Below are 25,551 nucleotides of genomic sequence, written 5' to 3' on the forward strand. Positions count from 1 at the left end.
GAAGGCCCGCATCGATCCCGGTGCGGGCCTTCCTGCGTACCGGGTTCGTGTCCCGATAGCGTGGCACCGTGCGCATCCTCGTGAACTCACTGCGGCTCCTCGCCGTGATCGGCGTCGTGGCCGCGGTGCTCGGCCAGTGGCTCGTCAGCTCCAGGCTCGCGGGCTACAACCCGTTCAACTTCTTCGGCTACTTCACGATCCAGTCGAACATCCTCATCGGCATCGCGTTCGCGGTCACCCTGGTCGCGGCGGCCCGACGCAAGCGCGCCGACCTCGGCGTGAGTGTCCTCCGTGGTGCAGCGACGGTCTACATCGCGACCACCGGCATCGTCTACAACACACTGCTCGTCGGCGCTGCCGTCGAGAACACGGTCCCGTGGTCGAACGACCTGCTGCACAAGTGGATCCCGCTCTACGCCGTCCTCGACTGGCTGCTGTTCTCCGACCGCGCGCGACTGCTCTTCCGCCACATCTGGTGGTTCCTGCTCTACCCCGCGGTCTGGACGGTCGTCGTCCTGGTGCGGGGTGCGACGGACGGCTGGGTGCCGTACCCGTTCCTGAACCCGTCGCAGGGCTACGGCGTCGTCACGCTGTACTGCATCGGTGTCGGGGTCACGATCGCCCTGCTCGGCGTCCTCGTGGTCGGGATGAGTCGGTTGCGACTCGTGAAGGTCTAGACCCGGAACGCCCGCAGCTTGTCGAGCACCAGGTCGGCGAGCTGCACGAGTCCGCGGATCTGGTCGTCGTCGCGGTCCACCCAGCGGCACTCCGGCTCGTCGGCGACGGGCACGAAGTCGTCGTGCCGCTCCCACACGAACAGGGTGCGGTCGGCACCGAGGACGTACTGCTGCCACCAGACCTGGCGCAGGTAGTGCCGGGGGATGCTCCGCCACGCCTTGCCGGTGGTCTTGATCTCGGCGAGCACGAGGCGCGCGGACGCGTCGTACCCGACGCCGTCCGGGGTGGCGAGGTGTGCCCGGTTCGTGCTGGCGTGGAACAGGTGCGCAGAGGGCTCGATGCCGTGCGTGGCGGCGACCCAGGCGGCGATGACGGGCTCGCGGTCCTTGCCGTGCTCGGTCCAGGCGTTGCCCGAGAACCGGGAGCCGTAGCGCTTCTCGGCGACGACCGCCTCGACGGCGCGCAGCGACGCGAGCCGTGCGACGTCGGTGGCGGTGATCCCCATCGCGCGGGCGCGGAGCCAGGCCACTCGGTCGGACGAGTGCGCGACGATCCGTTCGGTGTGCCCGCGGAGCGCGGTGAACGCGTCGTGCACGCCCGCCGCGGAGCGCGGACCCGGGGCGGACCGCCCGACGGCAGCGGGCGCAGTTGCCGACCGTGCGCCGGACGCGGCCGGCGTGGCGGAGGCGGGGAGGGCCTCCAGGCCGGGGTCCAGGTCGCCCCACAGGGTGGGCTGCACGATCGTCACCCGACGATTCTCACCCCGCGGGCCGACACCGCGCGAACCGACGCGCGCGGCGTCCGCCCTCAGGAGACGAGCGCTCGTCCCTCCGCGGGGGCGACGAGCTCGTCGACACCGGCGGGGGAGAGCGCGTACCCGATGGCCAGCGCGGCCGCGCCCTGCAGCGCGGCGACCGAGCCGGCGCGGGACTGCGCGATCACGAGGTGCTCCGTGGCGAGCGGCATCGAGCGGGCGTAGACGACCTCACGGACGCCGGCGAGCAGGTGCTCCCCGGCGCGCGTGATCGAGCCACCGAGCGCGATCACCGACGGGTTGACGAGGGAGACGCAGGTGGCGAGCACCTCGCCGATGTCCCGGCCGGCCTGGCGGACGGCGCCGATCGCGTCGAGCTCGGAGCGTTCGACCAGGGCGATGACGTCGCCGCTGGTGTGCACGTCGTGGCCCTTCGCCCGCAGCGCGCGCGCGATCGCGGGACCGGAGGCGACCGCCTCGAGGCAGCCGGTGTTGCCGCAGTGGCAGGGGGCGTCGCCGGCGCGCGACACCCGCACGTGACCGATGTCGCCTGCGGTGCCCTGCGCGCCGCGGCGGAGCTGGCCGTCGGAGACGATGCCCGACCCGATGCCGGTCGCCACCTTCACGAAGAGCAGGTGGTCCACGTCCGGCCAGCCGTGCGCCCGTTCGCCGAGCGCGGCGATGTTCACGTCGTTGTCGAGCAGGACGTGCGCGGACAGGTGACCCCGCAGCCACCCGGGGACGTCGAAGCCGTCCCACCCCGGCATGATCGGGGGGTTCGCCGGACGCCCGGTGGAGAACTCGACGGGGCCGGGCACGCCGATGCCCATCGCGACGACGTCGTCGCGGGCGCGGCCGACCTCGTCGAGCAGTGCGTCGACGGTCTCGACGAGCCACGTGAGCGTGGGGACCGGGCCCGCGGCGATGTCGATCGCCGCCTCGCGCGTCGCCAGTGCTGCACCGACCAGGTCCGTCACGGCGACGCGCCCGTGCGACGCGCCGAGGTCGGCGGCCACGACGAGTCGGGCGCGGGGGACGAGGGCGACCTGGGCCGGAGGACGGCCGCCGGTCGACGCCGCGGTCTCCACGGGACCCACGAGCCCCACGTCGACGAGGGCGTCCAGGCGCACGGCGATCGTCGAGCGTGCGAGTCCCGTCAGGGCGGCGAGCTCCGCCCGGGTCCGCGGCACGCCGTCGCGGAGGATCTGGAAGAGCTCGCTCGCTCCGACCGGAGGCGACGCTGCCGTCCGGGTGAAGTCGACCATGTCGGGAGTGAAGCACACATCGATCGCGCCACGCAACGAAGACTGTCGACGGTGACACAACTTTTGCTTGACCGCCGACAGAAGCGGCCATAGTGTGACGCTCGATCACTGACGATCCACCATCTCGACGAGGAGAACCCCTGGTGACACAACCCCTGTCGGTCCAGCTCTACACCGTGCGGGACGCCCTCTCGGCGGACCTGCCGGGCACGCTGCAGCGCATCGCGTCCATCGGCTACACGAACGTCGAGGCCTTCGGGTTCGTCGACCGCGCCGAGGAGCTGCGCGACGCCCTGGCTGCCGCAGGCCTGCAGGTCCCGAGCGGCCACGCCCGGCTGCTGGACGCCGGGGAGCAGGACCTCGAGCGCATCTTCCACGCGAGCGTCACCGTCGGTCTCGGTACCCTGATCGACCCGCACATCGACGAGGCGCGCTGGACGACCCGCGAGGACGTCGAGGCGATCGCCCGCGAGCTCAGCGCACTGGCTCCCCGCGCCGCCGACCACGGACTCGTGCTCGGGTACCACAACCACGCGTTCGAGTTCTCGAACCGCATCGACGGCGTGAGCGCCTACGAGGTCTTCGCGGACGCGCTGTCCGACGATGTCGTACTCGAGCTCGACACCTACTGGGCGAAGGTCGGCGGCGACGACCCGGTGGCCGTGCTGCAGCGCCTCGGCGACAAGGTGCAGTTCCTGCACGTCAAGGACGGCGACGGGTCGCACGACGACAAGCAGCAGGTCGCGGTGGGGAACGGCGTGATGCCGATCCGCGACATCGTCGCCGCGGCGCCCGACGCCCTGCACGTCGTCGAGCTCGACGACCACGAGGGCGACGTGTTCCAGGCCGTGGCCGACTCGTACACGTTCCTCGAGGGGGCCCGGGCATGACCGACACGACCGCAGCCACCGCGACCCCCGCGGTCGACGGCGCCCGTCGCACCGGTCCGGTCGGCGTCGGTGTCATCGGCGCCGGCGTCATCTCGGACCAGTACCTGTCGAACCTCACGGTGTTCCCCGACGTCGAGGTCCGCTTCATCGCCGACATCGACGTGCCCCGTGCCGCCGCCCAGGCCGAGAAGTGGGGCGTCGCCGGGTCCGGCTCGGTCGAGCAGCTCCTCGCCGACGACGACATCGAGATCGTCGTCAACCTGACGATCCCCGCCGCGCACGTCGAGGTCGCCCTGCAGGTGCTCGCCGCCGGCAAGCACGTCTGGGGGGAGAAGCCCTACGCGCTCGACCGTGCCAGTGCCGCCGAGCTCCGCGACGCGGCATGTGCCGCGGGCAAGACCGTGAGCGTGGCCCCGGACACGTTCCTCGGCGCCGGGCTCCAGACCGCGCTCCGCGTCGTCCGCGAGGGTCGGATCGGCACTCCGCTCAACGGCCTGACGCTGTTCCAGAGCCCCGGCCCGGAGTCGTGGCACCCGAGCCCCGAGTTCCTCTTCGCACACGGGGCCGGACCGCTGTTCGACATCGGCCCGTACTACATCACGACCCTCGTGCAGGCGTTCGGACCGGTCGCGAAGGTCACCGCCACGGCGTCGAGGGCCCGTGCCACCCGGACGATCGGCTCCGGCCCCAAGGCGGGCACCGAGTTCCCCGTCGAGGTCCCGACGAACCACTCCGCGCTCATCCAGTTCGAGCACGGCGGGAGCGCGCAGAGCGTGTTCTCGTTCGAGTCGGACCGCGGTCGCACCGGTTTCGTCGAGATCGCGGGGGAGACCGGTACGGTCGTGTTCCCCGACCCGAACAACTTCGACGGCGACACCGAGCTGTACGCGCACGGCGCCGAGGAGCCCGAGACCGTCCCCGCGATCGGCTCCACCTACTCGCGCGGCACCGGCGTGGTCGACCTGGCCCGTTCGCTCCGCGCCGGCGAGGAGAACCGGGTCCCCGGCGCCCTCGCCTTCCACGTCCTCGACGTCATGGTCTCCATCGCCGAGGCAGCCGAACGTGGTGAGACCGTGCTCGTGGAGAGCACCGTCGAACCCTCCCCGACCCTCCCCGAGGGCTGGGACCCCGCGGCGTCCACCCTGTCCTGACGGACGGCGCCGGCCGGACCCGTCCGACGACGGACGGACACCTGGCCGGGACACCGCACGACACAGCAGCACCCGACAGCACGACCAGCACCACGCACCACCTCCTGCACCACCTCAACGACGAGAAAGTAGAGAGTCATGCGCACTGCCATCCGCGCACTGGCCATCACCGCGGCCGCGGCACTCACCGTGACCGGCCTCGCAGCCTGCTCCTCGGGTTCGTCCGGTTCGTCCGGCGACTCGAAGACGCTCACCTACTGGGCGTCCAACCAGGGCACGTCCCTGCAGAACGACAAGGAGGTGCTCACCCCCGTCCTCGAGAAGTTCACGAAGGAGACCGGGATCAAGGTGAACCTCCAGGTCATCGGTTGGAACGACCTGCAGACGAAGATCACCACCGCCGTCACCTCGGGTCAGGGCCCGGACGTGGTCAACATCGGCAACACCTGGGCGACCTCGCTCCAGGCCACCGGCGCCTTCCAGGAGTTCGGTGACTCGGAGATGAAGGCGATCGGCGGTGCCGACAAGTTCGGCAAGGTCGCGCTCTCCACCGGCGGTGCCCCCGGCAAGACCGTCACGAGCGTCCCGCTCTACGGTCTCGCCTACGGCCTGTACTACAACAAGCAGATGTTCCAGGACGCCGGACTCCAGGCACCCACCACGTGGGAGGAACTGACGGCGGACGCCAAGAAGCTCACAACGGGCGACCAGTACGGCTTCACCATCGCCGGCGGGTCGTACACCGAGAACGCCCACTTCGCGTTCATCAACTCGGCGCAGAACGGTGGCGAGTGGTTCGACAAGGACGGCAAGCCGACCTTCACCGAGAAGGCGAACGTCGACGGCATCAAGCGCTACCTCGACCTGATGCAGTCGGACAAGGTCGTCAACACCTCGAACGCCCAGTACGACAACGGCACGCAGGCGGTCTCGGACTTCGCGAACAAGAAGGCCGCGATGATGCTGACGCAGAACAACGCGAACGCCACCATCACGTCCAACGGCATGTCCGCCGACCAGTTCGGCGTGGTGCCCTTCCCGGCACCCGAGGGCGCGAAGGACATCGCGTCCTTCCCGGCCGGCATCAACCTGTCGATCTTCAAGAACACGAAGAACAAGGACGGCGCGCTCGAGTTCGTGAAGTTCATGACGAGCGAGTCGACGCAGAGCACGCTCGACAAGCCGTACTCGGCGCTGCCGGTGCTCGCCTCCGCTGCCGACTCGGTCACCGACGAGCAGACGAAGACGTTCCTCGACATCTACAACAACAAGGCGAAGCCGCTCCCGCTGGTGCCCGCCGAGGACCAGTTCGAGTCGACGGTCGGCAAGGCGATGAACGACATGTTCGCCAAGATCGCCACCGGTGGCACGGTGTCCGACAGCGACATCAAGACGGCCCTGCAGACCGCGCAGGATCAGGTCTCGCAGTCGGTCGGCTAGTCGGCCCGGAGGCCCGGGGTGCGTCCGCAGGACGCGCCCCGGGCCTCGCCCCTCCACACCCGGCCCCGCGCCGGGGGTGAGCCGATCGGCTCACGCTGGTCGATCCTCCAGGCCGCTGCCACGGCCCGGCGGACGACGCACCCGATCCCGTCATCGCCGGAAGGCCACCACCCATGACCACCTCGGTCCTGCCCGACTCCGAGCGCATCGACCTGACCCGTACGAAGGCCCCGACCCTGTCGGGGCCGCAGCCGGGTCGGAAGCCGAAGCGCCACTGGCTGCCGTACGCACTCGTCGCACCCGCCGTCCTGTTCGAGCTGCTGATCCACATCGTGCCGATGCTCACCGGCATCTGGATCTCGTTCGTCCAGCTCACCAAGTACTTCATCGCGAACTGGGGTGCCGCGCCCTTCGCCGGGCTGCGCAACTACTCGGTCGCGATCGACTTCGACCAGGCCATCGGCAAGGGCGTCCTCAACTCGTTCCTCATCACCTGCGGCTACACGATCATCGTCGTCGCACTGGCGTGGACCTTCGGCATGGCCGCGGCGGTCGCACTGCAGAAGCCGTTCAAGGGACGCGGGCTCTTCCGCACGCTGTTCCTCGTGCCCTACGCGCTGCCGATGTACGCCGGCATCATCACCTGGAAGTTCATGTTCCAGCGGGACTCGGGCGCCGTGAACCACGTCCTCGTCGACCAGCTCGGGCTGTTCGGCGGGCAGGGGCCCTTCTGGCTGATCGGCTCGAACGCGTTCGTGTCCGTCGTGGTCGTCGCGATCTGGAAGACCTGGCCGTTCGCGTTCCTCATGCTCATGGCCGGGCTGCAGTCCGTCCCGAACGACGTGTACGAAGCCGCTTCGGTGGACGGTGCGAAGCCCTTCCGCCAGTGGCGCTCGATCACGCTCCCGATGGTCCGACCGGTCAACGTGACGCTCGTGCTCGTGATGTTCCTCTGGACGTTCAACGACTTCAACACGCCCTACGTGCTGTTCGGCTCGACCGCGCAGCCGCCGGCCGCCGACCTGCTCAGCTTCCACATCTACAACGCGTCGTTCATCACCTGGAACTTCGGCTCCGGTGCGGCGATGAGCGTCCTGCTCCTGCTCTTCCTGCTCATCGTCACGGGCATCTACCTGGCCGTGACCAACCGGAGGTCCGTCCGTGCGTGAAACAATGGGCGCCAAGTCCTTCAAGGTCGTCACGATCGTCCTGCTGACGCTGTTCACGGTCGTGCCGCTCTACGTGATGATCACCACGGCGATGAAGCCGCTCGGAGACGTGCAGAACAACTTCACGTGGATCCCGACGACCATCACCTTCCAGCCGTTCATCGACATGTGGTCCACGGTGCCGCTCGCGAAGTACTTCGTGAACTCGCTCGTGGTCTGCACGATCGCGACGCTGTTCTCGCTGATCATCGCGACCTTCGCCGCCTACGGCGTGTCGCGGTGGAACTTCCGGGGCAAGAGCACCTTCACCACGGCGGTGCTCTCCACCCAGATGTTCCCGGGCGTGCTGTTCCTGCTGCCGCTGTTCCTCATCTTCACGAACCTCGGCAACGCGCTCGGCATCCAGCTCGTCGGGTCGTGGCTCGGGCTGATCATCACCTACCTGACGTTCACGCTGCCGTTCTCGATCTGGATGCTCTCGGGCTACTTCGAGACCATCCCGCGCGAGCTCGACGAGGCCGCGATGGTCGACGGTTCCGGTCCGATGGGCGCGCTGTTCCGGGTCATCCTGCCCTCGGCCCGCCCGGGACTCGTCGCGGTCGGCATCTACTCGTTCATGACCGCGTGGGGCGAGGTCCTCTTCGCCTCGGTGATGACGAACGGCGACGGGCAGCTGCTCGCGAACGGTCTGCAGCAGTACTCCACGCAGACGAACGTGTACTGGAACCAGATCATGGCGGCGTCGCTCGTCGTGTCGATCCCGGTCGTGGTGGCGTTCCTCATCGTGCAGCGCCAGTTCGTGGCCGGTCTGACCGCGGGCGCGGTGAAGTAGGGGGAGCGCAGTTTCCGCTCGGGCAGTTCCGCGAAAGCGACAGATCTGCGGCAACGGTTGCCGGAGATCTGTCGCTTCCGCGTACCGGACAGGATGGACGCATGACAGCGACACGCGGGCGGCAACTGCTGCCGGGACAGACCAGCCGGGTGCACGTGTACGAAGTGGCCTCGCGGACGAGTCGGCTCGTGTTCGAGTCGGACACGGTGCTCGTCGAGGCGCCGAACGTCCTCGACGACCACACGCTCGTGCTGAACGGCGGCGGTGACCTCTGGCTGCTGCCGCTCCCGGAGGCCGACGACGACCGCGTGCTCGACGAGACCGCGCTCGTGCCCGTGCCGATGCCCGGGGTCGACGAGATCAACAACGACCACGTGCTCGACCCGTCGGGGGAGTCCGTCGTCGTGAGTGCCCGCGACGGTGAGCTGTACCGCGTGCCGCTGCCCGAGGGGGGCTCGGCCACGCGCATCACCGACACACGGGCGGCGCTGCCGGTCGTGCGGAAGTACTACCTGCACGGCATCGCGCCGGACGGCTCGACGCTCGCGGCGATCGTCGGGGAGCGGACGACGGACGGTGTCTGGACGACCGACGTGGCGCTCGTCGACCCGGTGTCCGGAGCCACGACGTTCCTGACCCGCGACGAACACCCGGACGACGGCTGCGCGATCACGCCGGACGGCCGGACGCTGCTGTTCAACACCGAGCGCTTCACGCCGGGCACCGCCCAGCTCGCAGCGCTCCGGCTCGACGGATCCGACGGTGCTGGCGAGGGCACCACGGGCCGCGCTGCCGCGGGCGATCCCGTGCGGATCACCGCCGACGACCGGGTGAACTGGTTCCCACACCTGTCCCCGGACGGCGCGCACCTGCTCTACCTGTCGTACGAGCCCGGCGTGCAGGGACACCCCGCCGACCACCGGGTGGAGCTGCGGCTGCTGCCCGGGGCCCTGACGCGCGGTGCGCGGATCGCCGTCCTGCCCGAGACCCTCGTGGTGCTCGACGGCGGCCAGGGGACGGTCAACGTGCCGCCGTGGTCGCCGGACTCGCGCTGGTTCGCGTACTGCGACTACCCGGTGGCCTGAGCGCGTCGAGTGACCACGGTGGGCGGGTCAGCCCGCGTCGCCGTACGTACGACGGAGGTGCTCGGCGTAGCCGCCCGGGGTCCTGCCGGCGAAGCGCCCGCTCGTCACCACCGGGAGCTCGGTCGTCGCCCGGACGTCGAGCCCGAGCGCCCGCGCCCGTTCCACCAGCCGGACGTCCTCGTGCTCCGGGACGGGGTCGAACCCACCGAGTGCGGTGTCGGCGTCCGCGCGCACGCCGAGGTTCGCGCCGTGCACGTGCCCGAGCGTCGCCCCGGGTGGGTGCGCCGCCCGCCAGCGATCGAGCACGGCGGGCTCGAGGTCGTCGGGGTCGGGGACCACCGCGCCGACGAGCAGGTGCGCTCCGGCGAGCAGCGCGTCCACCTGCTGCACGAGCCAGTCCGGGTGGACCCGCGAGTCGGCGTCGGTGTGGGCGAACCAGTGTCGGTCGGGCGGCGACGTCCGGGCGAGCGCTCGGGCGTGCGCGGTCCCGACGGCCCGGGCACGGCCCACGCCGACGCGCGGCGACGTCCGCACGTGGAGGTGTCCGGCCCGCCACACCGGGTCGGTCTGCCGGGTCGCCTCGACGATGCCGGCTGTACCGTCGGTGCACCCGTCGAGGACGAGCGTGACGCCGGACCGTACCGACGGGTGCGCGGTCTGCAGGGTCGTGACGGCAGCGGCCAGCGCGTCGAGGGCAGCGCGCACCGTGGCCTCCTCGTCGTGGACGGGGACGACGACGTCGACGCGGGCGGCGCTCACCGGACGAGCCCCTCGGCGCGGGAGGTGCTCACCGGACGAGCCCCTCGGCGCGGCCGACCGAGGTGACGGCGGGACCCGGCAGCACGCTGAGCACGAAGTCCTCCTCGACGTGGCGCACGAGCGCGGGCCGCGGCCACAGGGCGGTGAGCCGGGCGTCCACCGTGTCACCGTCGGTCACCGCGTCGTCGTCCGGGTGACGCCAGTGACAGGCGACGAGCACGCCGTCGTCGTCGAGCGACCCGCGCACCCGGTCCACGGTGCGGTCGAGGTCGTCCGGCGACAGGTAGTAGCCGACCTCGGACAGGACGACGAGGTCCCACCGTCCGTCCGGCCACTCGGCGGGGAACGCGGCCGTCTCGAAGCGCGCGGCCGGAGCACGATGCCGAGCGCGCTCGATCGCGGCGGCTGCGACGTCCGTCCCGAGCACCGCGTCCGCGCGCTCGGTCAGTGCTGCCGTGAGCACCCCGGTGGCGCAGCCGAGCTCGAGCGCCGACCGGAAGCGGGGGCGGGGCAGCGCGGCCAGGGTGACGGCACGCTTCCGCTGCTCGTACCAGGACCCCTCGAAGTCCCACCCCTCGGGCTTCCGGGCGTAGTGCGCGTCGAAGGACTCCCGCGAGCGCGAGCGCAGCGGCGCGAACAGCCACTCCTCGGCGCGCAGGTGGTGTGCTGCGTGGCGGTCGTCGACGATCGCCTCGTCCCCGGGCGCGTCGGACAGCGGCTCCGTCTGCGACGGGTACGCGGCCAGCGCCCGGGCCTTCCGGTCGCGGACGTCGGCGTCGAGGACGAGTGCGCGGGCGCGATCCCACGGCATGGTGCGCGCAACGGGGTCGTCCCAGTGCCAGGCCCACACCGGGTAGGCGAGCAGCTCCGTTCCCGGCGTCGCGGCGACCACCTGCTCCGCGACCTCGCCGGCGACCCGGTGGTCGCGGTGCCCGTCCCCGCGCCACGGTGCGACCACGAGCGTCGGACGCGGGGCCCCGGCGAGCCGGTGCTCGAGCGCGGCGCGCAGCACCTCCGCGTGCTCGCGCACCGCACCGTCGGGGACGTCGAGCTCGGTGGCACCGGCGGTCGGGTGCAGCACCCGCAGCGCGGCCCGGAACTCGGCCGACCGGCGCGCTGCCAGGTCGGTGGGTGTCGCGGTGGGGGAGTCGGGGTGGGAGCGCTCGCCGCGGGTGACGAGGAGCACGTGCACGGGGAGGGTCGCGTCGGCGGCGGTCGCGATGAGCCCGCCGGCGCCGAGGGTCTCGTCGTCCGGGTGCGGCGCGACGACGACCACGGCACCGACGCTCCGGAGGTCGACCGGGGCCGCGCGCACCGAGCGGAGGAACGCCGTCCACGCCGCGGGGTCCGTGCCGGGCTCGCGGTGGTCGAAGCTCACCATGCGACACCGCCGCGTTCGGCGACGATCCGCCCGACCCGGGCCAGGTCCCGCTCGCCGTGGTCCTGCAGCACGTAGAGCCCGAGGTCGGCGACCCGTGCGGCGACCGCGGCGTCGTTCGCCAGCGGCGCGGGCCCGAGCGTCGCGACGACGCGCTGCGACACCGCGTCGACCGCGCGGCGCACCCGCGACCGCGTGACCTGTGCCACGAGCGACCAGTCGGTGTCGTCGTCCGGTCCGGCTGCGTCGGTCGAGGCTGCGTCGATCCGGGCCGCGGCGGTCGCGAGCGCGTCCTCGGCGTCGGCGAGGTCGGCGACCGTGGCACCGAGTGCGGCCTGCAGCAGCTCCGAACCGGGTCGCGCGGCCGTGGCCGTCCGGAGCACCCGTGCGAGCCCGACCGCGCCGCCCCACCAGCACGCGGCGACGCCGATGCCGCCCCACGCGAAGCCCGGGCGGGTCAGGTACCAGCCGGGAGCGCCGACCGCGGTGCCGACGACGCCGTCGAGGTCGACGGGACCGCTCGGGACGTCGGGCATCCCGCGGGCGACCCAGGCCTCGTCGTGCACGGTCACCCCGGGCTGGCGGAGGTCGACCGCGACGAGCTGGCGCTGCTCGCCGACGTGCGCCGTCACCAGGGCGTGGGTGAGCGAGGACGCGAGCGAGCACCAGGGCTTCGTGCCGTCGAGCGTGACGGCACCGTCCGACGCGCCGCTGCCGGACGACGGCGTCGCGGTGACCCGGAGTCCCGGGGCCTCGGCCGCGAAGACGCCCCAGGTCGACCCGGACGCCACCGCAGCGCCCGCCTGCGCGAGGATGCCGAGTGCGTCGAGGTGCGGCTCGACCGTCCGGGCGAGCGCGACGTCGGCGGCGGCGACCGCCGCCAGGGTGGCGAACACCGAGCCGGCCGTCCCCGCGGTCAGCACCGGGGTGGTCTCGGCGAGCACCCGCGCGAAGGCGAGACGGTCCGCCGGTGCGGAGCCGGTCCTCCCGGCCGCCGCCTCGACGGACGCCGTGTCGACGTGCGAGACGGACGCGGGCCAGGCCGGGGATCGCAGCATGCGGCCGACCGTACGGCGGCGGTGCCGTGCGGCCGTCCGGGGACCGCGTCGTGCGGCTCGTGGAGAGCCGCTGCGCGGCGCAGGCGCCCGTCGGACGATCCACAGAGCGGGGAGGGGTGCTCCACAGACGGCTCATAGGAAGCGCCCCGATCCTCGAGACGTGACCATCTCCCAGCCCGCCGCAGCCCCCCGCCTCACCCGCGCCGACGGTTCGCCGTTGCGCATCCTCGTCGTGGACGACGAGGCCAGCCTCACCGACCTGCTGTCGATGGCGCTCCGCTACGAGGGCTGGGACGTGAAGAGCGCGAACGGCGGGCAGGAGGCCCTGTCGACGGCACGCGAGTGGAAGCCCGACGCGATGGTGCTCGACGTGATGATGCCCGACCTCGACGGCCTGCAGGTCCTCGGTCGCCTCCGGCAGAACAACGACGACACCCCGGTGCTCTTCCTCACCGCCAAGGACTCCGTCGAGGACCGCGTCACCGGGCTGACCGCGGGCGGCGACGACTACGTCACGAAGCCGTTCTCGCTCGAGGAGGTGGTGGCGCGGCTCCGCGGGCTCATCCGCCGTTCGCAGATCTCGGTGTCCGAGGCCGGCGACTCCCGCATCGTCGTCGGGGACCTGGTGCTCGACGAGGAGTCGTACGAGGTGTCCCGCGCCGGACGGCCGATCGAGCTCACCGCGACCGAGTTCGAGCTGCTCCGCTTCCTCATGCGCAACCCCCGCCGTGTGCTCTCGAAGGCGCAGATCCTCGACCGGGTGTGGTCGTACGACTTCGGCGGCAAGTCCAGCGTCGTCGAGATCTACATCTCCTACCTGCGGAAGAAGATCGACGCCGGCGAGACCCCGATGATCCACACCGTGCGCGGCGTCGGGTACGTCATCAAGCCGACCTCGTGACCCTCCGCCGACGTCTCGTCCTGAGCATCGTCGCGCTCGTCGTCGCCGTCAGCGCCGTCATCGGGGCGGGCAGCATCATCGCGCTGTTCTCGATCCAGCGGTCGGCGATCGACGAGCAGCTCTCCGGTGCGACGAACCGCGCGCAGCGGTCGGTCGAGCGCCAGGGGACGAACGGACCGGGACCGGAGATCGGGCGACCGAGCGGTCAGGCAGCAGGCACGCTCACCGTGTACTTCCTCGACGGCAACGTGGCCGTCGGGAGCGTGCTCGACGAGAACGGTGACATCGACCAGGTCGCGCCGTCCGCCACCCGCGCGCTCTACGACGTCACCGTCGACGGTGCGGCGCACACGGTCGACCTCGGCAGCGACCTCGGGCGCTACCGGGTCACCGCCGTGTCGCTCGGGTCCGCCGTGCTCGTGGTCGGACTGCCGATGGCACCCGTGTACGAGAGCGTCTGGAAGCTCTTCGGCGTGGTGCTCGTCGTCACGGTGCTCGCGCTCCTCGTCGCCATCGCGCTCGCCGCGGTCGTCGTCCGCCGATCGCTCCGCCCGCTCGAACGGGTGGCCGAGACCGCGTCGTCGGTCGCGCGGATGCCGCTCGAGCGCAGTGACGCGCTCGACGGTGTGCGGGTCCCCGACACCGACCCACGCACCGAGGTCGGCCGGGTCGGCACCGCCTTCAACCGCATGCTCGGACACATCGGGAACGCCATGCAGGCCCGGGAGCGCTCGGAGCAGAAGGTCCGGCAGTTCGTCGCCGACGCCTCGCACGAGCTCCGCACGCCCCTCGCGTCGGTCCGCGGGTACGCCGAGCTCACCCGACGGATGGGCGCGGACCTGCCGCAGGACGTCGTGTACGCGATGAGCCGCATCGAGTCGGAGTCGCTCCGGATGACGAGCATGGTCGAAGACCTGCTGCTGCTCGCCCGGCTCGACGAGGGTCGCGAGGTCCAGTTCGCCGACGTGGACCTGACCGGTCTGGTGCTCGACGCGGTGAACGACGCCCACGCTGCGTCGCCCGACCACGTCATCGCGGTGGACGTGCCCGAGGAACCCGTCGTCGTCCCCGGTGACGCTGCCCGCCTGCACCAGGTGGTCGTCAACCTCGTGACGAACGCGCGGACGCACACCCCGGACGGCACCCGCATCACGGTCGGTCTCGCCCCCGTTCCCGACGGCGTCGACCTGACCGTCCGGGACGACGGGCAGGGCATCGACCCGGAGTTCCTGCCGAAGCTGTTCGAACGCTTCGCGCGGGCGGACAGCTCGCGGTCCCGGAGTGCCGGGTCGACGGGGCTCGGGCTGGCGATCGTCGATGCGGTCGTGCAGGCACACGGCGGCCGGGTCGCGGTCGCGAGCGTTCCCGGTGACACGGTGTTCACGGTGCACCTGCCGGCGACCCGACCGGCGCGCGCGGGTGCGCGGGCCGTCACGGGTGACGGGGTGACCGCCTGACGGCCGGGAGGCGCGTGGCGGGCCCGCACCGCGCCTCCCGGCCGGCGCTTGGTCACCGCCGGATCCTGTGGTACCTTCTTCGAAGCCAAAGACCGCCGGTCGTCTGTGCGCTCGCGCACAGACCGAAGGTCCTCACTCGTGGGGCAGCCAGCGCAGGTGTTCAGAACAACTCCTCCCGTTCGCGGGGGAGCAGCTCCGAGCCTCTGCGCCGGAGCTTTTTTCGTGTGGTGACCAGGGGCTAGCCGGCAAGAACCCCAAGGAGAACCATGGCGAACAAGGAAGCTGCGGTCGCCGAGCTCACGGAAGCATTCCAGAGCTCGAACGCCGTTCTGCTCACCGAGTACCGCGGTCTCACGGTCGCGCAGCTCAAGGAGCTCCGCAACTCGATCCGTGAGCACGCCACGTACGCCGTGGTGAAGAACACGCTGACCAAGATCGCGGCGAACAACTCCGGCATCACGTCGTTCGACGACGAGCTCGCCGGTCCGTCCGCTCTCGCCTTCGTCCACGGTGACACCGTCGCCGTCGCGAAGTCGCTGCGTGCATTCGCCAAGGCGAACCCTCAGCTCGTGGTGAAGGGCGGTTACTTCGACGGTAACCCGCTGACCGCGACCGAGGTGGACAAGCTCGCTGACCTCGAGTCCCGCGAAGTGCTGCTCGGCAAGCTCGCCGGCGCCTTCAAGGCCTCGCTGTTCGGTGCTGCGTACCTGTTCCAGGCACCCCTCTCGCAGGCCGTCCGCACCGTGGACGCCCTCCGCGAGAAGCAGGAGTCCGCGGCCTGATCAGGCACGCGTTCATCAACCACACGTACTAGCTAGTAGTAGGAGAAAATCATGGCGAAGCTTTCGCAGGACGAGCTCATCGAGGCCTTCAAGGAGCTCACGCTCATCGAGCTCTCGGACTTCGTGAAGAAGTTCGAGGAGGTCTTCGAGGTCACCGCTGCTGCCCCCGTCGCGGTCGCCGCGGCCGGTGGCGCTGCTGCCCCCGCCGAGGAGGTCGAGGAGAAGTCCGAGTTCGACGTCGTCCTCAAGTCGGCCGGTGACAAGAAGATCCAGGTCATCAAGGAGGTCCGTGGCCTCACGTCGCTCGGCCTGGGCGAGGCCAAGGCGCTCGTCGAGACCGCCGACGCCAAGATCCTCGAGGGTGTCAACAAGGAGACGGCCGACAAGGCGAAGGAGGCCCTCGAGGCCGCCGGCGCCACGATCGAGCTCGCGTAGTCTCGACCGTTCGGTCACGAAGGCCGCTGCCCCTCGGGGCGGCGGCCTTCGTCGTGCGCGGGCGGTTCGCCGCGCGAGTGATGTCGCTTGCGCGGTGATCTCCGCGGAAGCGACAGCGCGCGCCCAACCGTCCGCGGCAGTCTGTCGCTCTTGTGGTGCTGATCGGCGGCGGGAGTGCACCAGCGGACGGCTGGGAGGCGCGGGCGCTGTCCACAGATCGGCGCACCCGGCCTGGTCGGTGCTGTCAGGACGACAGGGTTGCGCCGTGCACCCATCGAACGCCCTCACCGTGCTCCGGACCGACACACTCGACCGTTCCAGTGCTCGCGACCTGCAGCGTCGTCACCGAACAGGTGAGCTCGTCCGCGTGCGCCACGGCGTCTACGTCGAGGCACGTGCGTGGGACGTGCTCGACGAGCGCGCGCGCCACCTGGTCAGGATGCGCGCCGTCCTCCCGCTCGTGCGCCCGGGCAGTATGTGGGCGCTCGACTCCGCCGCCGCAGTCCTCGGCGTCCCCAGGATCGACCCGTGGCCCACACAGGCGCACGTGTCCGCACCGGACCTCGAAGCCGACCGCAGCCGTGTCGGCCTGACGATGCACGCGGAGCGCCCGCGCGCCTCAGGCCTCGCGTTCCACGGCGTCGAGGTGACCGAGCTCGCCCAGACGGTGGTCGGACTGGCTCGTCGCGGATCGCTCTGTGCCGCGGTCGTCGCGCTCGATCACGCACTGCGTGCGGGCGTACCGGAGGACGATCTCCGCGCACGCTCCACGGAAGCCGGGCCATGGGGAGCCGCGCGCGTCGAACGGGCGATGCAGCTGACCGATGCTCGGCACGAGTCCGTCGGTGAGTCGTGGTTCGCCGCTCGCGCGGGACAGCTCGGCCTGCGCGGACTCGTGCCGCAACACGTCTTCGTCGCTCCGGACGGAACAGTCGACCGCGTCGACTTCTGGCTGCCGGATGAAGGAGTCATCGTGGAGTTCGACGGTCGCCAGAAGTACGACGACCCGGAGATGCTGCAGGGCAGGACGGCGTCCGACGTGGTCTGGGCGGAGAAGATCCGTGAGGACCGACTCCGCGTGCGCCCCGAGGTCGAGACCGTCGTCCGACCCCGGTGGTGGCACCTGGTCGACGCCGAGCGCTTGCGCGCGCTCTTCCGGGCGCACGGCGTCCGGTGCCGGTGAGGGAGGGCCGGTGAGAAGCTCGACACGAGTCGGCCGCGAGGGCGACACCGTGCGCCGAGGGGTTCGCGGCAGTCTGTCGCTTCGGCGGAACCGACTTGAAGCGGGGCGGGCGGGCGGTGGCGGGCCGGCGGGCGGGCGGCGGGCGGGCGCGTCAGCGCAGGGTGCTGTGGCGGCGGCCGTAGGCCAGGTAGAGCACGGCGCCGGCGACCATCCACAGGCCGAACGCGATCCAGGTGCCCGCACCGAGGAACACCGCGAGCAGCACGCAGCACAGGGTGCCGAGCGCGGGGACGACCGGGAAGAGCGGGACCCGGTACGAACGCTCGAGCTCCGGGCGGGTGCGGCGGAGCAGGATCACCGAGACGTTCACCAGGGCGAAGGCCACCAGCGTGCCGATGCTCGTCGCGTCGGCGAGTTCGCCGAGGGGCACCAGTGCTGCGCCGACGGCGACGACGACGCCCACGATGAGGGTGTTCGGCACCGGGGTCCCCGTGCGCGGTGACACCCGGCCGAACACGGTCGGCACCATGCCGTCACGAGCCATCGTCAGCAGGATGCGGGTCTGGCCGTAGAGCACCGTGAGCACGACACTGGCGATGGCGATCACGGCGCCGATCGAGAAGACGAGCGCGACGACCGGCTGCCCGGTGACCTCGACCACGATGCGGACGAGCGAGGCCTCGTCCGACGAGAACGACGTCCACGGGCGGGCTCCGATCGCGGCGATCGCGACGAGGATGTAGAGCGTCGTGACGATCACGATCGAGCCGATGATCGCCCGGGGGAGGTCACGGCGGGGATCCTTCGCCTCTTCCCCCGCGGTCGACGCGGCGTCGAACCCGATGTACGAGAAGAACAGGCGCGAGGCCGCGGCGGTCACCCCGGCTGCCCCCATCGGCGCGAGGGGTGCGAAGTTCTGCGACGAGAACGCCGTGAACGCCACGACGACGAAGAACACCAGCAGGGCGATCTTCACGACGACCATGAGGGTGTTCACCCAGGCGCTCTCGCGGGCTCCGGGCAGCAGGACCGCCATCGCGAGGAGCACGAGCACCGCGGCCGGCAGGTTGACCACGCCGCCGTCGCCGGGCGGGGCCGCGATCGCCGCGGGCAGGTGCAGCCCGAAGACGCGCAGGGTCTCGTCGACGTACTCGCTGGCCCCGACCGCGACGGCGGCGACGGAGACCGCGTACTCGAGCACGAGGCACCACCCGCAGACCCAGGCGATGCCCTCGCCCATCGTGGCGTACGTGTACGAGTAGCTCGACCCCGAGGTCGGCACCGCGCCGGCCATCTCGGCGTACGACAGCGCGGACAGCAGCGCGGCCACGCCGGCGAGCACGAAGGAGATCCAGACCGCTGGACCCGCGAGCGGCACGGCGGTCCCGAGCACGACCAGGATGCCGGTGCCGAGCGTCGCCCCGACGCTGATCATCATCAGGTGCCAGACCCCGAGCGAACGCCGGAGCGGCTCGCCGTCGACGCCCGCCGCGGCCTCGGCCTGCAGCTGCTCGATCGGCTTGCGGCGTGCGAGCTGGTGACGGAGGGACGTGGGGCGGGTGGGCGCGGACGTCAATGGGACCTCGTGATCGGCGCGGGGAAGGGGACGGACGATGGTCGCACGGCCCCTGAACGGGGTCAAATACGCCGAGGGCCGACGGCGGCCGCCCGGCGTCGGTGCCGGGGATACGTTGGTGCCATGAGCATGGGGCACGGGATGCGTCCGGGTGGTCCCCGCGGCGGCGGGCGGATCTCCAGCGGTGACGTGCAGGCGCAGAGGGCCGCGAACGCCGAGGCGCCCCGGATCCCGCACCTGCTCCGACGCATCGCCGGCCTGTTCGTCCCGCACCGACGCGCCATCGTGCTGACGGTCGTCCTCGTGCTCGTCGGGGCGGCACTCTCGGTGATCCCGCCGCTGCTCACCCAGCAGGCCTTCGACCGCGGGCTCTTCCCGCCCTCGGGACGGCCCGACCTGCCGGTCCTGTTCGAGCTGGTCGGCGGGATGGTCGCGCTCTGGATCGCGAGCGCCGGCGTCGGCATCTGGCAGACCTGGCTGACGGCGACCGTGGGCAACAAGGTCATGGGTGCGATGCGCATGCGGCTCTTCGCGCACCTGCAGCGGATGGAGCTCGCCTTCTTCACCCGCACGAAGACCGGCGTGATCCAGTCTCGCCTGCAGAACGACGTCGGCGGCGTCGCGAGCGTGCTCAACAACACGATCTCCTCGGTGCTGGGCAACACGGTCACCGTCATCGCGGCGGTCGTGGCGATGCTGCTGCTCAGCTGGCAGATGACCCTGGTCGCGGTCGTGCTCCTGCCGCTGCTCGTCATCGCCCAGCGCCGGGTCGGCCAGGTGCGCGCCCGGATCGCCGCGCAGACGCAGGAGTCGCTGTCCGACATGACCGCGATCACCCAGGAGGCCCTGAGCGTCTCCGGCATCCTGCTCGCCAAGAGCTTCACCCAGCAGCGCAGCGAGACCAAGCGCTACGAGGACGAGAACCGCAACCAGATCCAGCTGCAGGTCCGGCAGCAGATGTCCGGGCAGTGGTTCTTCGCGATCGTCCAGGTCTTCCTGTCGATCATCCCGGCGGTCATCTACGTGGTCGCCGCGTACCTGATCATCGGTGACGTCCCGATCACCGCCGGCACCATCGTCGCGTTCACGACCGTGCAGTCGCGCTTGCTCTTCCCGACCGTCGGCCTGCTGCGGGTGGTGCTCGACCTCCAGACGTCGGGGGCGCTCTTCGCCCGGATCTTCGAGTACCTCGACCTCCGCCCGGCGATCACCGACGCCCCCGACGCCCGTCCAGTGGACGAGTCGCGCCTGGGGCACGTGGCCTTCGACGACGTCTCCTTCACGTACCCGGACGGCGAACCGGACAAGCCGACCCTGCGCGGGGTCTCGTTCGAGCTGCAGCCCGGCCAGTTCGCGGCGTTCGTCGGACCGTCCGGGGCGGGCAAGACGACGATCTCGTACCTGGTGCCCCGACTGTACGAGGCGTCGTCGGGCAGCGTGCGGTTCGCCGGAGCCGACGTGCGTGACCTGGAGCACGAGGACCTGATGCGCCACGTCGGGATCGTCAGCCAGGAGACCTACCTGTTCCACGCCTCCATCGGCGACAACCTGCGCTACGCGAAGCCGGACGCGACCGACGCGGAGCTCGAACGTGCCGCCCGTGCGGCGAACATCCACGAGACGATCGCCTCGTTCCCGGACGGGTACGACACGGTGGTGGGGGAGCGTGGCTACCGGCTGTCCGGCGGCGAGAAGCAGCGGATCGCGATCGCGCGCGTGCTGCTGAAGGACCCGCCGGTGCTGGTGCTCGACGAGGCCACGAGTGCGCTGGACTCGATCTCCGAGCACGTGGTGCAGACCGCGCTCGACACGGCGGCGGCGGGACGCACGACGATCGCGATCGCGCACCGGCTGTCGACGATCCGCGAGGCCGACGTGATCTTCGTGCTCGACCACGGGCGGATCGTCGAGCGGGGCGACCACGACGAGCTGCTCGCACGTGACGGCGTCTACGCCTCGCTCTTCCACCAGCAGAACGATGCGTCGACATCCTTCGTCGCAACCCAGACGACGACCGGGCCAGCCACCTAGACTCTGCCGCGTGCGTTACGCGAACTCCGTCGTCGACCTGGTCGGTGACACCCCGCTCGTCCGACTGAACCGTGTCACCGAGGGCATCCGGGCGACCGTCCTGGTCAAGGTGGAGTACCTCAACCCGGGCGGTTCGTCGAAGGACCGCATCGCCACACGGATCATCGACGCGGCCGAGGCCTCCGGCGAGCTCCGCCCCGGGGGCACGATCGTCGAGCCGACCTCGGGCAACACCGGCGTGGGCCTCGCACTCGTCGCCCAGCAGCGCGGGTACCGCTGCGTCTTCGTGCTGCCGGACAAGGTGGGCGAGGACAAGCGGAACGTCCTGACCGCGTACGGCGCCGAGATCGTGGTGACGCCGACCGCCGTCGCACCCGACCACCCCGAGTCGTACTACTCGGTGTCCGACCGGCTCGTGCGGGAGATCCCCGGTGCCTACAAGCCGAACCAGTACGCGAACCCGAACGGCCCGCGCAGCCACTACGAGACCACGGGCCCGGAGATCTGGCGCGACACCGAGGGACGGCTGACGCACTTCGTCGCCGGCGTCGGCACCGGCGGCACCATCTCGGGCACCGGTCGCTTCCTGAAGGAGGCATCCGACGGCCGCGTCCGGATCGTGGGCGCCGACCCCGAGGGCTCCGTCTACTCGGGCGGCACCGGTCGGCCCTACCTGGTCGAGGGCGTCGGCGAGGACTTCTGGCCCGGCGCCTACGACGCCGGGGTCCCCGACGAGATCATCGCCGTCACCGACGCCGAGTCCTTCGCGATGACGCGGCGCCTCGCGCGCGAGGAGGGCCTGCTCGTCGGCGGGTCGAGCGGCATGGCCGTCGTGGCCGCCCTGCGTGCCGCACGCGACCTGACCGAGGACGACGTCGTCGTGGTGCTGCTGCCGGACGGCGGCCGCGGGTACCTCGGCAAGATCTTCAACGACCGGTGGATGCGCTCCTACGGCTTCGCCGACGGCGACGACACCCGCACGGTCGGCGCGGTCGTCGCGGACAAGGGCGGTCGCCTGCCCGACCTCGTGCACGCCCACCCGTCGGACACCGTCCGCGACGTGGTGGAGATCATGTCGACCTACGGTGTCTCGCAGATGCCCGTCCTGAGCGCCGAGCCGCCGGTCGTGATCGGTGAGGTCGTCGGCGCCGTCGCCGAGAAGGACCTGCTCGAGCAGGTCTTCACCGGTGCCGCCGCGATGACCGACGCGGTGAGCGGCTTCGTCGGCGACCCGCTGCCCCTGATCGGCACCGGTGAGTCGCTGACCGCCGCCCGTCGGGCGCTCGAGACGGTCGACGCGCTGCTCGTCGTCGACGACGGCAAGCCCGTCACCGTGCTCACCCGGCACGACCTGCTCACGTCGCTGTCCGAGTGACATCGGTCCAGCAGACCCCCACGCCCGACCCGCAGCCCCGATCCACGAGGAACCCCAGCGCATGACCGAGTTCGCCACCCGCGCCGTCCACGCCGGCCAGGAGCCCGACGCCACGACCGGTGCCGTCATCCCGCCCATCCACGTCACGAGCACCTACGTGCAGGACGGCGTGGGCGCCATGCGGAACGGGTACGAGTACTCCCGCGGCGGCAACCCGACGCGGGACGCCCTGCAGACCCTGCTCGCCGACCTCGACGGCGGCGTCGCCGCGTACTCGTTCGCGTCCGGCCTGGCCGCCGAGGACGCCCTGCTCCGCGCGTACCTCGAGCCGGGCGCCCGCGTCGTGATGGGCAACGACGTCTACGGCGGCACGCACCGCCTCGTGAACCGCCTGCACGTGCCGTGGGGCGTCGAGCTCGTCGTCGTCGACATGAGCGACGTCGACCGGGTCCGCGCAGCGCTGGAGGGCGCGCCCGCGAAGACCGTGCTCTGGGTCGAGACGCCGACGAACCCGCTCATGAAGATCGCGGACATCGCGCTGCTGTCCGAGGTCGGGCACGCCGCCGGCGCACTGGTCGTCGTCGACAACACCTTCGCGTCGCCGTACCTGCAGCAGCCGCTGTCGCTCGGTGCGGACGCCGTCTCGTACTCCACGACGAAGTACCTCGGCGGGCACTCCGACGTCGTCGGTGGCGCGGTCGTCCTGCGGGACGAGGCGTTCGCGGAGCAGGTCGGCTTCCTGCAGTTCGGTGCGGGCGCGATCGCGTCGCCGTTCGACGCCTTCCTGACGACCCGCGGCATCAAGACGCTGCCGGTCCGGATGGAACGGCACTCGTCGAACGCGCAGGCCGTGGCCGAGGCGCTCGTCTCCGCGCCGGGCGTCGAGCGCGTCTACTACCCGGGTCTGTCGGACCACCCCGGGCACGAGGTCGCCGCGAAGCAGATGCGCGGCTTCGGCGGGATGCTGTCCGTCGCCCTGACCGGCGGACCCGAGGCAGCGAAGCGCTTCGTCGAGTCCACCGAGGTCTTCACGCTCGCCGAGTCCCTCGGCGGCGTCGAGTCGCTCATCGGCTACCCGAGCGAGATGACGCACGCCTCGGTCAAGGGCACCGAGCTCGCCGTCCCGGAGAACGTCGTCCGCCTGTCGGTGGGCATCGAGGACCAGGGCGACCTCGTCGCAGACGTGCTGCAGGCGCTGTCGCGCTGACCACGTCGCGCCGACGGTCCCGGTGACCACGGCCGGTGCCGCTGTGGTGACGGACGGGAGGCTCCCCACCGGACCGGTGGGGAGCCTCCCGTCCGTCACGAGGAGGCGAGGGATCGTCGGCGCCGCCCCCTAGGCTGGTCCGGTGAGCAGCGTGGCGAGGAGGTCGGGGATCCTCAGTGGGCGCTACGCGCTCGCCACGCTCGGCATGGTCGCCATCGTCGGTGTGGCGGCGTTCCAGAACCTCGCCATGACGACGGTGATGCCGGAGATCAGTCGCGACCTCGACGGACAGACCCTCTACGCGCTCGCCTTCGCGGCCCCGCTCGCAGCCGGCGTGCCCGGGATGGTGCTCGCGGGAACGTGGACGGACCGTTCCGGCGGGCGGATCGTCGCCTGGGTGTCGGCGGCGTTCTTCGCGATCGGCACGGCCGTGGTGATGACCGCGCCGACGATGGAGGTGTTCCTGGCCGGTCGACTCGTCGAGGGATTCGGAGCCGGCGCGATCGACGTCGTGCTGTACGTGCTCGTCGCCCGGATCTTCCCGGCCGAGCTGCACGGCCCGGTGTTCGCCGGGTTCGCCGCCGCGTGGGTCGTGCCCGCGCTCGTCGGGCCGGCGCTCGCGGGAGTCGTGACCGAGGTGTGGGGCTGGCACTGGGTCTTCGCAGGAGCCCTCGTGATCGCGGTCGTCGCCTTCGCGCTGCTCGTCCCGACGCTGGCACGCCTGCACGCGCCGCCGGTCGAGCGTCGGCCGCCGTGGCGGGCGGGGCGCATCGGCTGGTCGGTCGCGGCTGCCGTCGCGATCCTGCTGCTCAACGTCGCGCCGGACCTCGGACCGTGGGCGCGGGTCGTGGCGGTCGTCGTCGGGGTCGTCGGCGCGTGGGCGGCGCTGCGGCCCCTCCTGCCGGCGGGCACCTTCCGGGCCGCCGCGGGCCTGCCGTCCGTGGTGCTCCTGCGCGGCCTGGTCGCCGCCGCGTTCTTCGGCAGCGAGGCCTACGTGCCGTTCCTGCTGCAGGAACGGCACGGCCTGAGCGCCTCGGCCGCGGGACTCGCGTTGACCGTGGCAGCGCTGAGCTGGGCCGGGGCGAGCTGGCTGCACGGTCGGCTCGGGGAGCAGCGGCTCACCGCGTCCCGGACCTTCGGTACCGGGCTCGCGCTCGTCCTGGTCAGCCTGCTCAGCGCGCTCGCCGTCGCGGTGTGGGACCTGCCGTGGTGGGTGCTCGTGGCGGGGTGGTTCGTGGGCGGTGCGGGCATGGGCGCGATGTACCCGCGGCTGTCGATGCTGACGCTGCGGTTCTCCGGCGAGGGCGACGACGGGTTCGCGAGCTCGGCGCTCACGATCGCCGACGCCTCGGGCAGCGTCGTCGGCCTCGCGGTCACGGGGCTGCTCTTCGTCGGCAGTGGGGGAGCCGAGGGGGCGTGGTCGTTCCCGCTCGTGTTCGTCGCGATGACGGTGATCGCGCTCCTCGGAACGGTGGCGGTGCGGCGGCTCGGCCCCGTGCCCGCGGCGCTGGCGCCCCGCGCCGCCGCATCCGACCGGCGGTAGCGTGGGGGTCCGATCGAGCCGAGGAGGTCCCGTGCGCACCAGCGTCGTCACCGTCCTCGTGGCGGCGGCCCTCGCCCTGACCGGGTGCCAGGGGCCGACGACCGCCGCGCCGACGCCCGTCCGCAGCACCGACCTGACGAGCTCGGACGGCGGGTTCGCCGCGGACGCCGTGGTCGGGGTGGTGCTCGCTCCCGGGGACGAGGCGCTCGCGGCGGACCTCGAGCGCGGACTCTCGGGCGCCGGGTTCGACCCGGACGTCCGGGTGGCACCGTCCTCGGCGACCGCCGTCGAGCAGGCCCGCTCCGTCGACGCGCTCGTCCGTGCCGGAGCGAAGGCGCTGCTCGTCCACGCCGCCGATCCCGACGCGCTCGCCGAGGGGGTGCAGACGGCACACGACGCGGGCGTGGTCGTGGTGTCCGTCGGTGACCCGGTGCCGGCGAGCGGGACCGGTGGTGACGGCATCTCCGCCGACCACCGCGTGCCCGCGGCAGCCGGTGCCGGGGACACCGCTCGGGCTGCGGTCGCCGTCGTCCGATCGCTGCAGCGCGGCGAGCAGCCGGACACGGCCGACTGACGTCGGGACCGCGGTCGCCGCCGGCTCC

General features: G+C 71.6%; 23 protein-coding genes. 17 read left to right on the top strand and 6 right to left on the bottom strand.

All coding sequences use genetic code 11. The annotated features are described in order from the left end of the window. Positions 1-68 precede the first annotated feature (68 nt). The gene (locus QUG98_RS11400; RefSeq protein ID WP_289470631.1) at positions 69-677 is read left to right on the top strand and encodes a Pr6Pr family membrane protein; all 609 of its coding nucleotides are present in this window, start codon (positions 69-71) and stop codon (positions 675-677) included. Here QUG98_RS11400 and QUG98_RS11405 read toward each other — a convergent pair. Both QUG98_RS11405 and QUG98_RS11410 read right to left on the bottom strand, forming a co-directional pair. Next, on the bottom strand, positions 674-1,426 hold the full coding sequence (locus tag QUG98_RS11405; RefSeq protein WP_434533437.1) for a YqaJ viral recombinase family protein: 753 nt from the start codon (positions 1,424-1,426) through the stop codon (positions 674-676). The genes QUG98_RS11400 and QUG98_RS11405 overlap by 4 nt on opposite strands. Positions 1,427-1,485: 59 nt before the next feature. After that, positions 1,486-2,697, bottom strand: a complete 1,212-nt coding sequence (locus QUG98_RS11410; protein ID WP_289470632.1) for an ROK family transcriptional regulator — start codon at positions 2,695-2,697, stop codon at positions 1,486-1,488. 143 nt (positions 2,698-2,840) lie between these two features. Here QUG98_RS11410 and QUG98_RS11415 point away from each other — a divergent pair, with 143 nt between their 5' ends. From QUG98_RS11415 to QUG98_RS11440, 6 genes are all read left to right on the top strand, one after another. Further along, a complete protein-coding gene (locus QUG98_RS11415; protein ID WP_289470633.1) occupies positions 2,841-3,587 on the top strand; it encodes a sugar phosphate isomerase/epimerase family protein in 747 nt (248 codons plus the stop codon). Then, positions 3,584-4,738 (top strand): Gfo/Idh/MocA family protein, encoded by a 1,155-nt coding sequence (locus QUG98_RS11420; protein ID WP_289470634.1) that lies wholly within the window; start codon positions 3,584-3,586, stop codon positions 4,736-4,738. Before QUG98_RS11415 ends, QUG98_RS11420 begins: the two co-directional genes overlap by 4 nt. 138 nt (positions 4,739-4,876) lie before the next feature. After that, a complete protein-coding gene (locus QUG98_RS11425) occupies positions 4,877-6,178 on the top strand; it encodes an ABC transporter substrate-binding protein (protein WP_137767765.1) in 1,302 nt (433 codons plus the stop codon). A gap of 173 nt (positions 6,179-6,351) precedes the next feature. Continuing rightward, entirely contained in the window at positions 6,352-7,347 is a 996-nt protein-coding gene (locus tag QUG98_RS11430; protein WP_175415997.1) for a carbohydrate ABC transporter permease, read from the top strand. Continuing rightward, positions 7,340-8,179: a carbohydrate ABC transporter permease gene (locus QUG98_RS11435; RefSeq protein ID WP_058727455.1), complete on the top strand. Its 840-nt coding sequence runs from the start codon at positions 7,340-7,342 to the stop codon at positions 8,177-8,179. Before QUG98_RS11430 ends, QUG98_RS11435 begins: the two co-directional genes overlap by 8 nt. 101 nt (positions 8,180-8,280) lie before the next feature. Then, a complete protein-coding gene (locus QUG98_RS11440) occupies positions 8,281-9,264 on the top strand; it encodes a TolB family protein (RefSeq protein WP_289470635.1) in 984 nt (327 codons plus the stop codon). 27 nt (positions 9,265-9,291) lie between these two features. Here QUG98_RS11440 and QUG98_RS11445 read toward each other — a convergent pair whose 3' ends face one another. Genes QUG98_RS11445 through QUG98_RS11455 form a run of 3 tightly spaced genes read right to left on the bottom strand, consistent with a single transcriptional unit; the run spans position 9,292 to position 12,459 of the window. Beyond that, positions 9,292-10,023, bottom strand: coding sequence for a glycosyltransferase family 2 protein (locus QUG98_RS11445; protein WP_289470636.1), 732 nt, complete (start codon positions 10,021-10,023; stop codon positions 9,292-9,294). Positions 10,024-10,051: 28 nt separating this feature from the next. After that, positions 10,052-11,404, bottom strand: coding sequence for a bifunctional PIG-L family deacetylase/class I SAM-dependent methyltransferase (locus QUG98_RS11450; RefSeq protein ID WP_289470637.1), 1,353 nt, complete (start codon positions 11,402-11,404; stop codon positions 10,052-10,054). Beyond that, on the bottom strand, positions 11,398-12,459 hold the full coding sequence (locus QUG98_RS11455; protein WP_289470638.1) for an acyl-CoA dehydrogenase family protein: 1,062 nt from the start codon (positions 12,457-12,459) through the stop codon (positions 11,398-11,400). Before QUG98_RS11455 ends, QUG98_RS11450 begins: the two co-directional genes overlap by 7 nt. Before the next feature lie 160 nt (positions 12,460-12,619). Here QUG98_RS11455 and QUG98_RS11460 point away from each other — a divergent pair, with 160 nt between their 5' ends. From QUG98_RS11460 to QUG98_RS11480, 5 genes are all read left to right on the top strand, one after another. After that, the gene (locus tag QUG98_RS11460; protein WP_289470639.1) at positions 12,620-13,360 is read left to right on the top strand and encodes a response regulator transcription factor; all 741 of its coding nucleotides are present in this window, start codon (positions 12,620-12,622) and stop codon (positions 13,358-13,360) included. Positions 13,361-13,794: 434 nt separating this feature from the next. After that, a complete protein-coding gene (locus QUG98_RS11465; protein WP_434533439.1) occupies positions 13,795-14,817 on the top strand; it encodes a sensor histidine kinase in 1,023 nt (340 codons plus the stop codon). A 266-nt stretch (positions 14,818-15,083) separates the two neighbouring features. Continuing rightward, on the top strand, positions 15,084-15,599 hold the full coding sequence (gene rplJ / locus QUG98_RS11470; protein ID WP_058727460.1) for a 50S ribosomal protein L10: 516 nt from the start codon (positions 15,084-15,086) through the stop codon (positions 15,597-15,599). A 51-nt stretch (positions 15,600-15,650) separates the two neighbouring features. After that, a complete protein-coding gene (rplL, locus tag QUG98_RS11475) occupies positions 15,651-16,034 on the top strand; it encodes a 50S ribosomal protein L7/L12 (protein ID WP_058727461.1) in 384 nt (127 codons plus the stop codon). A 265-nt stretch (positions 16,035-16,299) separates the two neighbouring features. Beyond that, entirely contained in the window at positions 16,300-17,217 is a 918-nt protein-coding gene (locus QUG98_RS11480) for a hypothetical protein (RefSeq protein WP_289470641.1), read from the top strand. Between the two features lie 151 nt (positions 17,218-17,368). On the opposite strand, the gene QUG98_RS11485 is transcribed toward QUG98_RS11480, so the two are convergent. Continuing rightward, positions 17,369-18,793 carry an APC family permease gene (locus tag QUG98_RS11485; RefSeq protein ID WP_289470642.1) on the bottom strand — a complete coding sequence of 475 codons (1,425 nt, stop codon included), beginning with the start codon at positions 18,791-18,793 and terminating at the stop codon, positions 17,369-17,371. Positions 18,794-18,922: 129 nt separating this feature from the next. Here QUG98_RS11485 and QUG98_RS11490 point away from each other — a divergent pair, with 129 nt between their 5' ends. The 5 genes from QUG98_RS11490 to QUG98_RS11510 all read left to right on the top strand — a co-directional run bounded on the left by QUG98_RS11490 (position 18,923) and on the right by QUG98_RS11510 (position 25,523). Further along, a complete protein-coding gene (locus QUG98_RS11490) occupies positions 18,923-20,824 on the top strand; it encodes an ABC transporter ATP-binding protein (RefSeq protein WP_289470677.1) in 1,902 nt (633 codons plus the stop codon). A gap of 10 nt (positions 20,825-20,834) precedes the next feature. After that, entirely contained in the window at positions 20,835-22,199 is a 1,365-nt protein-coding gene (locus QUG98_RS11495) for a cystathionine beta-synthase (RefSeq protein WP_289470643.1), read from the top strand. Positions 22,200-22,260: 61 nt separating this feature from the next. Then, complete coding sequence (locus tag QUG98_RS11500) at positions 22,261-23,406, top strand: cystathionine gamma-synthase (RefSeq protein ID WP_289470644.1); 1,146 nt, start codon at positions 22,261-22,263, stop codon at positions 23,404-23,406. Positions 23,407-23,548: 142 nt separating this feature from the next. After that, positions 23,549-24,949, top strand: coding sequence for an MFS transporter (locus tag QUG98_RS11505; protein ID WP_289470645.1), 1,401 nt, complete (start codon positions 23,549-23,551; stop codon positions 24,947-24,949). 31 nt (positions 24,950-24,980) lie between these two features. Beyond that, positions 24,981-25,523: a substrate-binding domain-containing protein gene (locus tag QUG98_RS11510; protein ID WP_289470646.1), complete on the top strand. Its 543-nt coding sequence runs from the start codon at positions 24,981-24,983 to the stop codon at positions 25,521-25,523. Positions 25,524-25,551 lie beyond the last annotated feature (28 nt).

Source organism: Curtobacterium subtropicum (assembly GCF_030362975.1).
Classification (GTDB): domain Bacteria; phylum Actinomycetota; class Actinomycetes; order Actinomycetales; family Microbacteriaceae; genus Curtobacterium; species Curtobacterium subtropicum.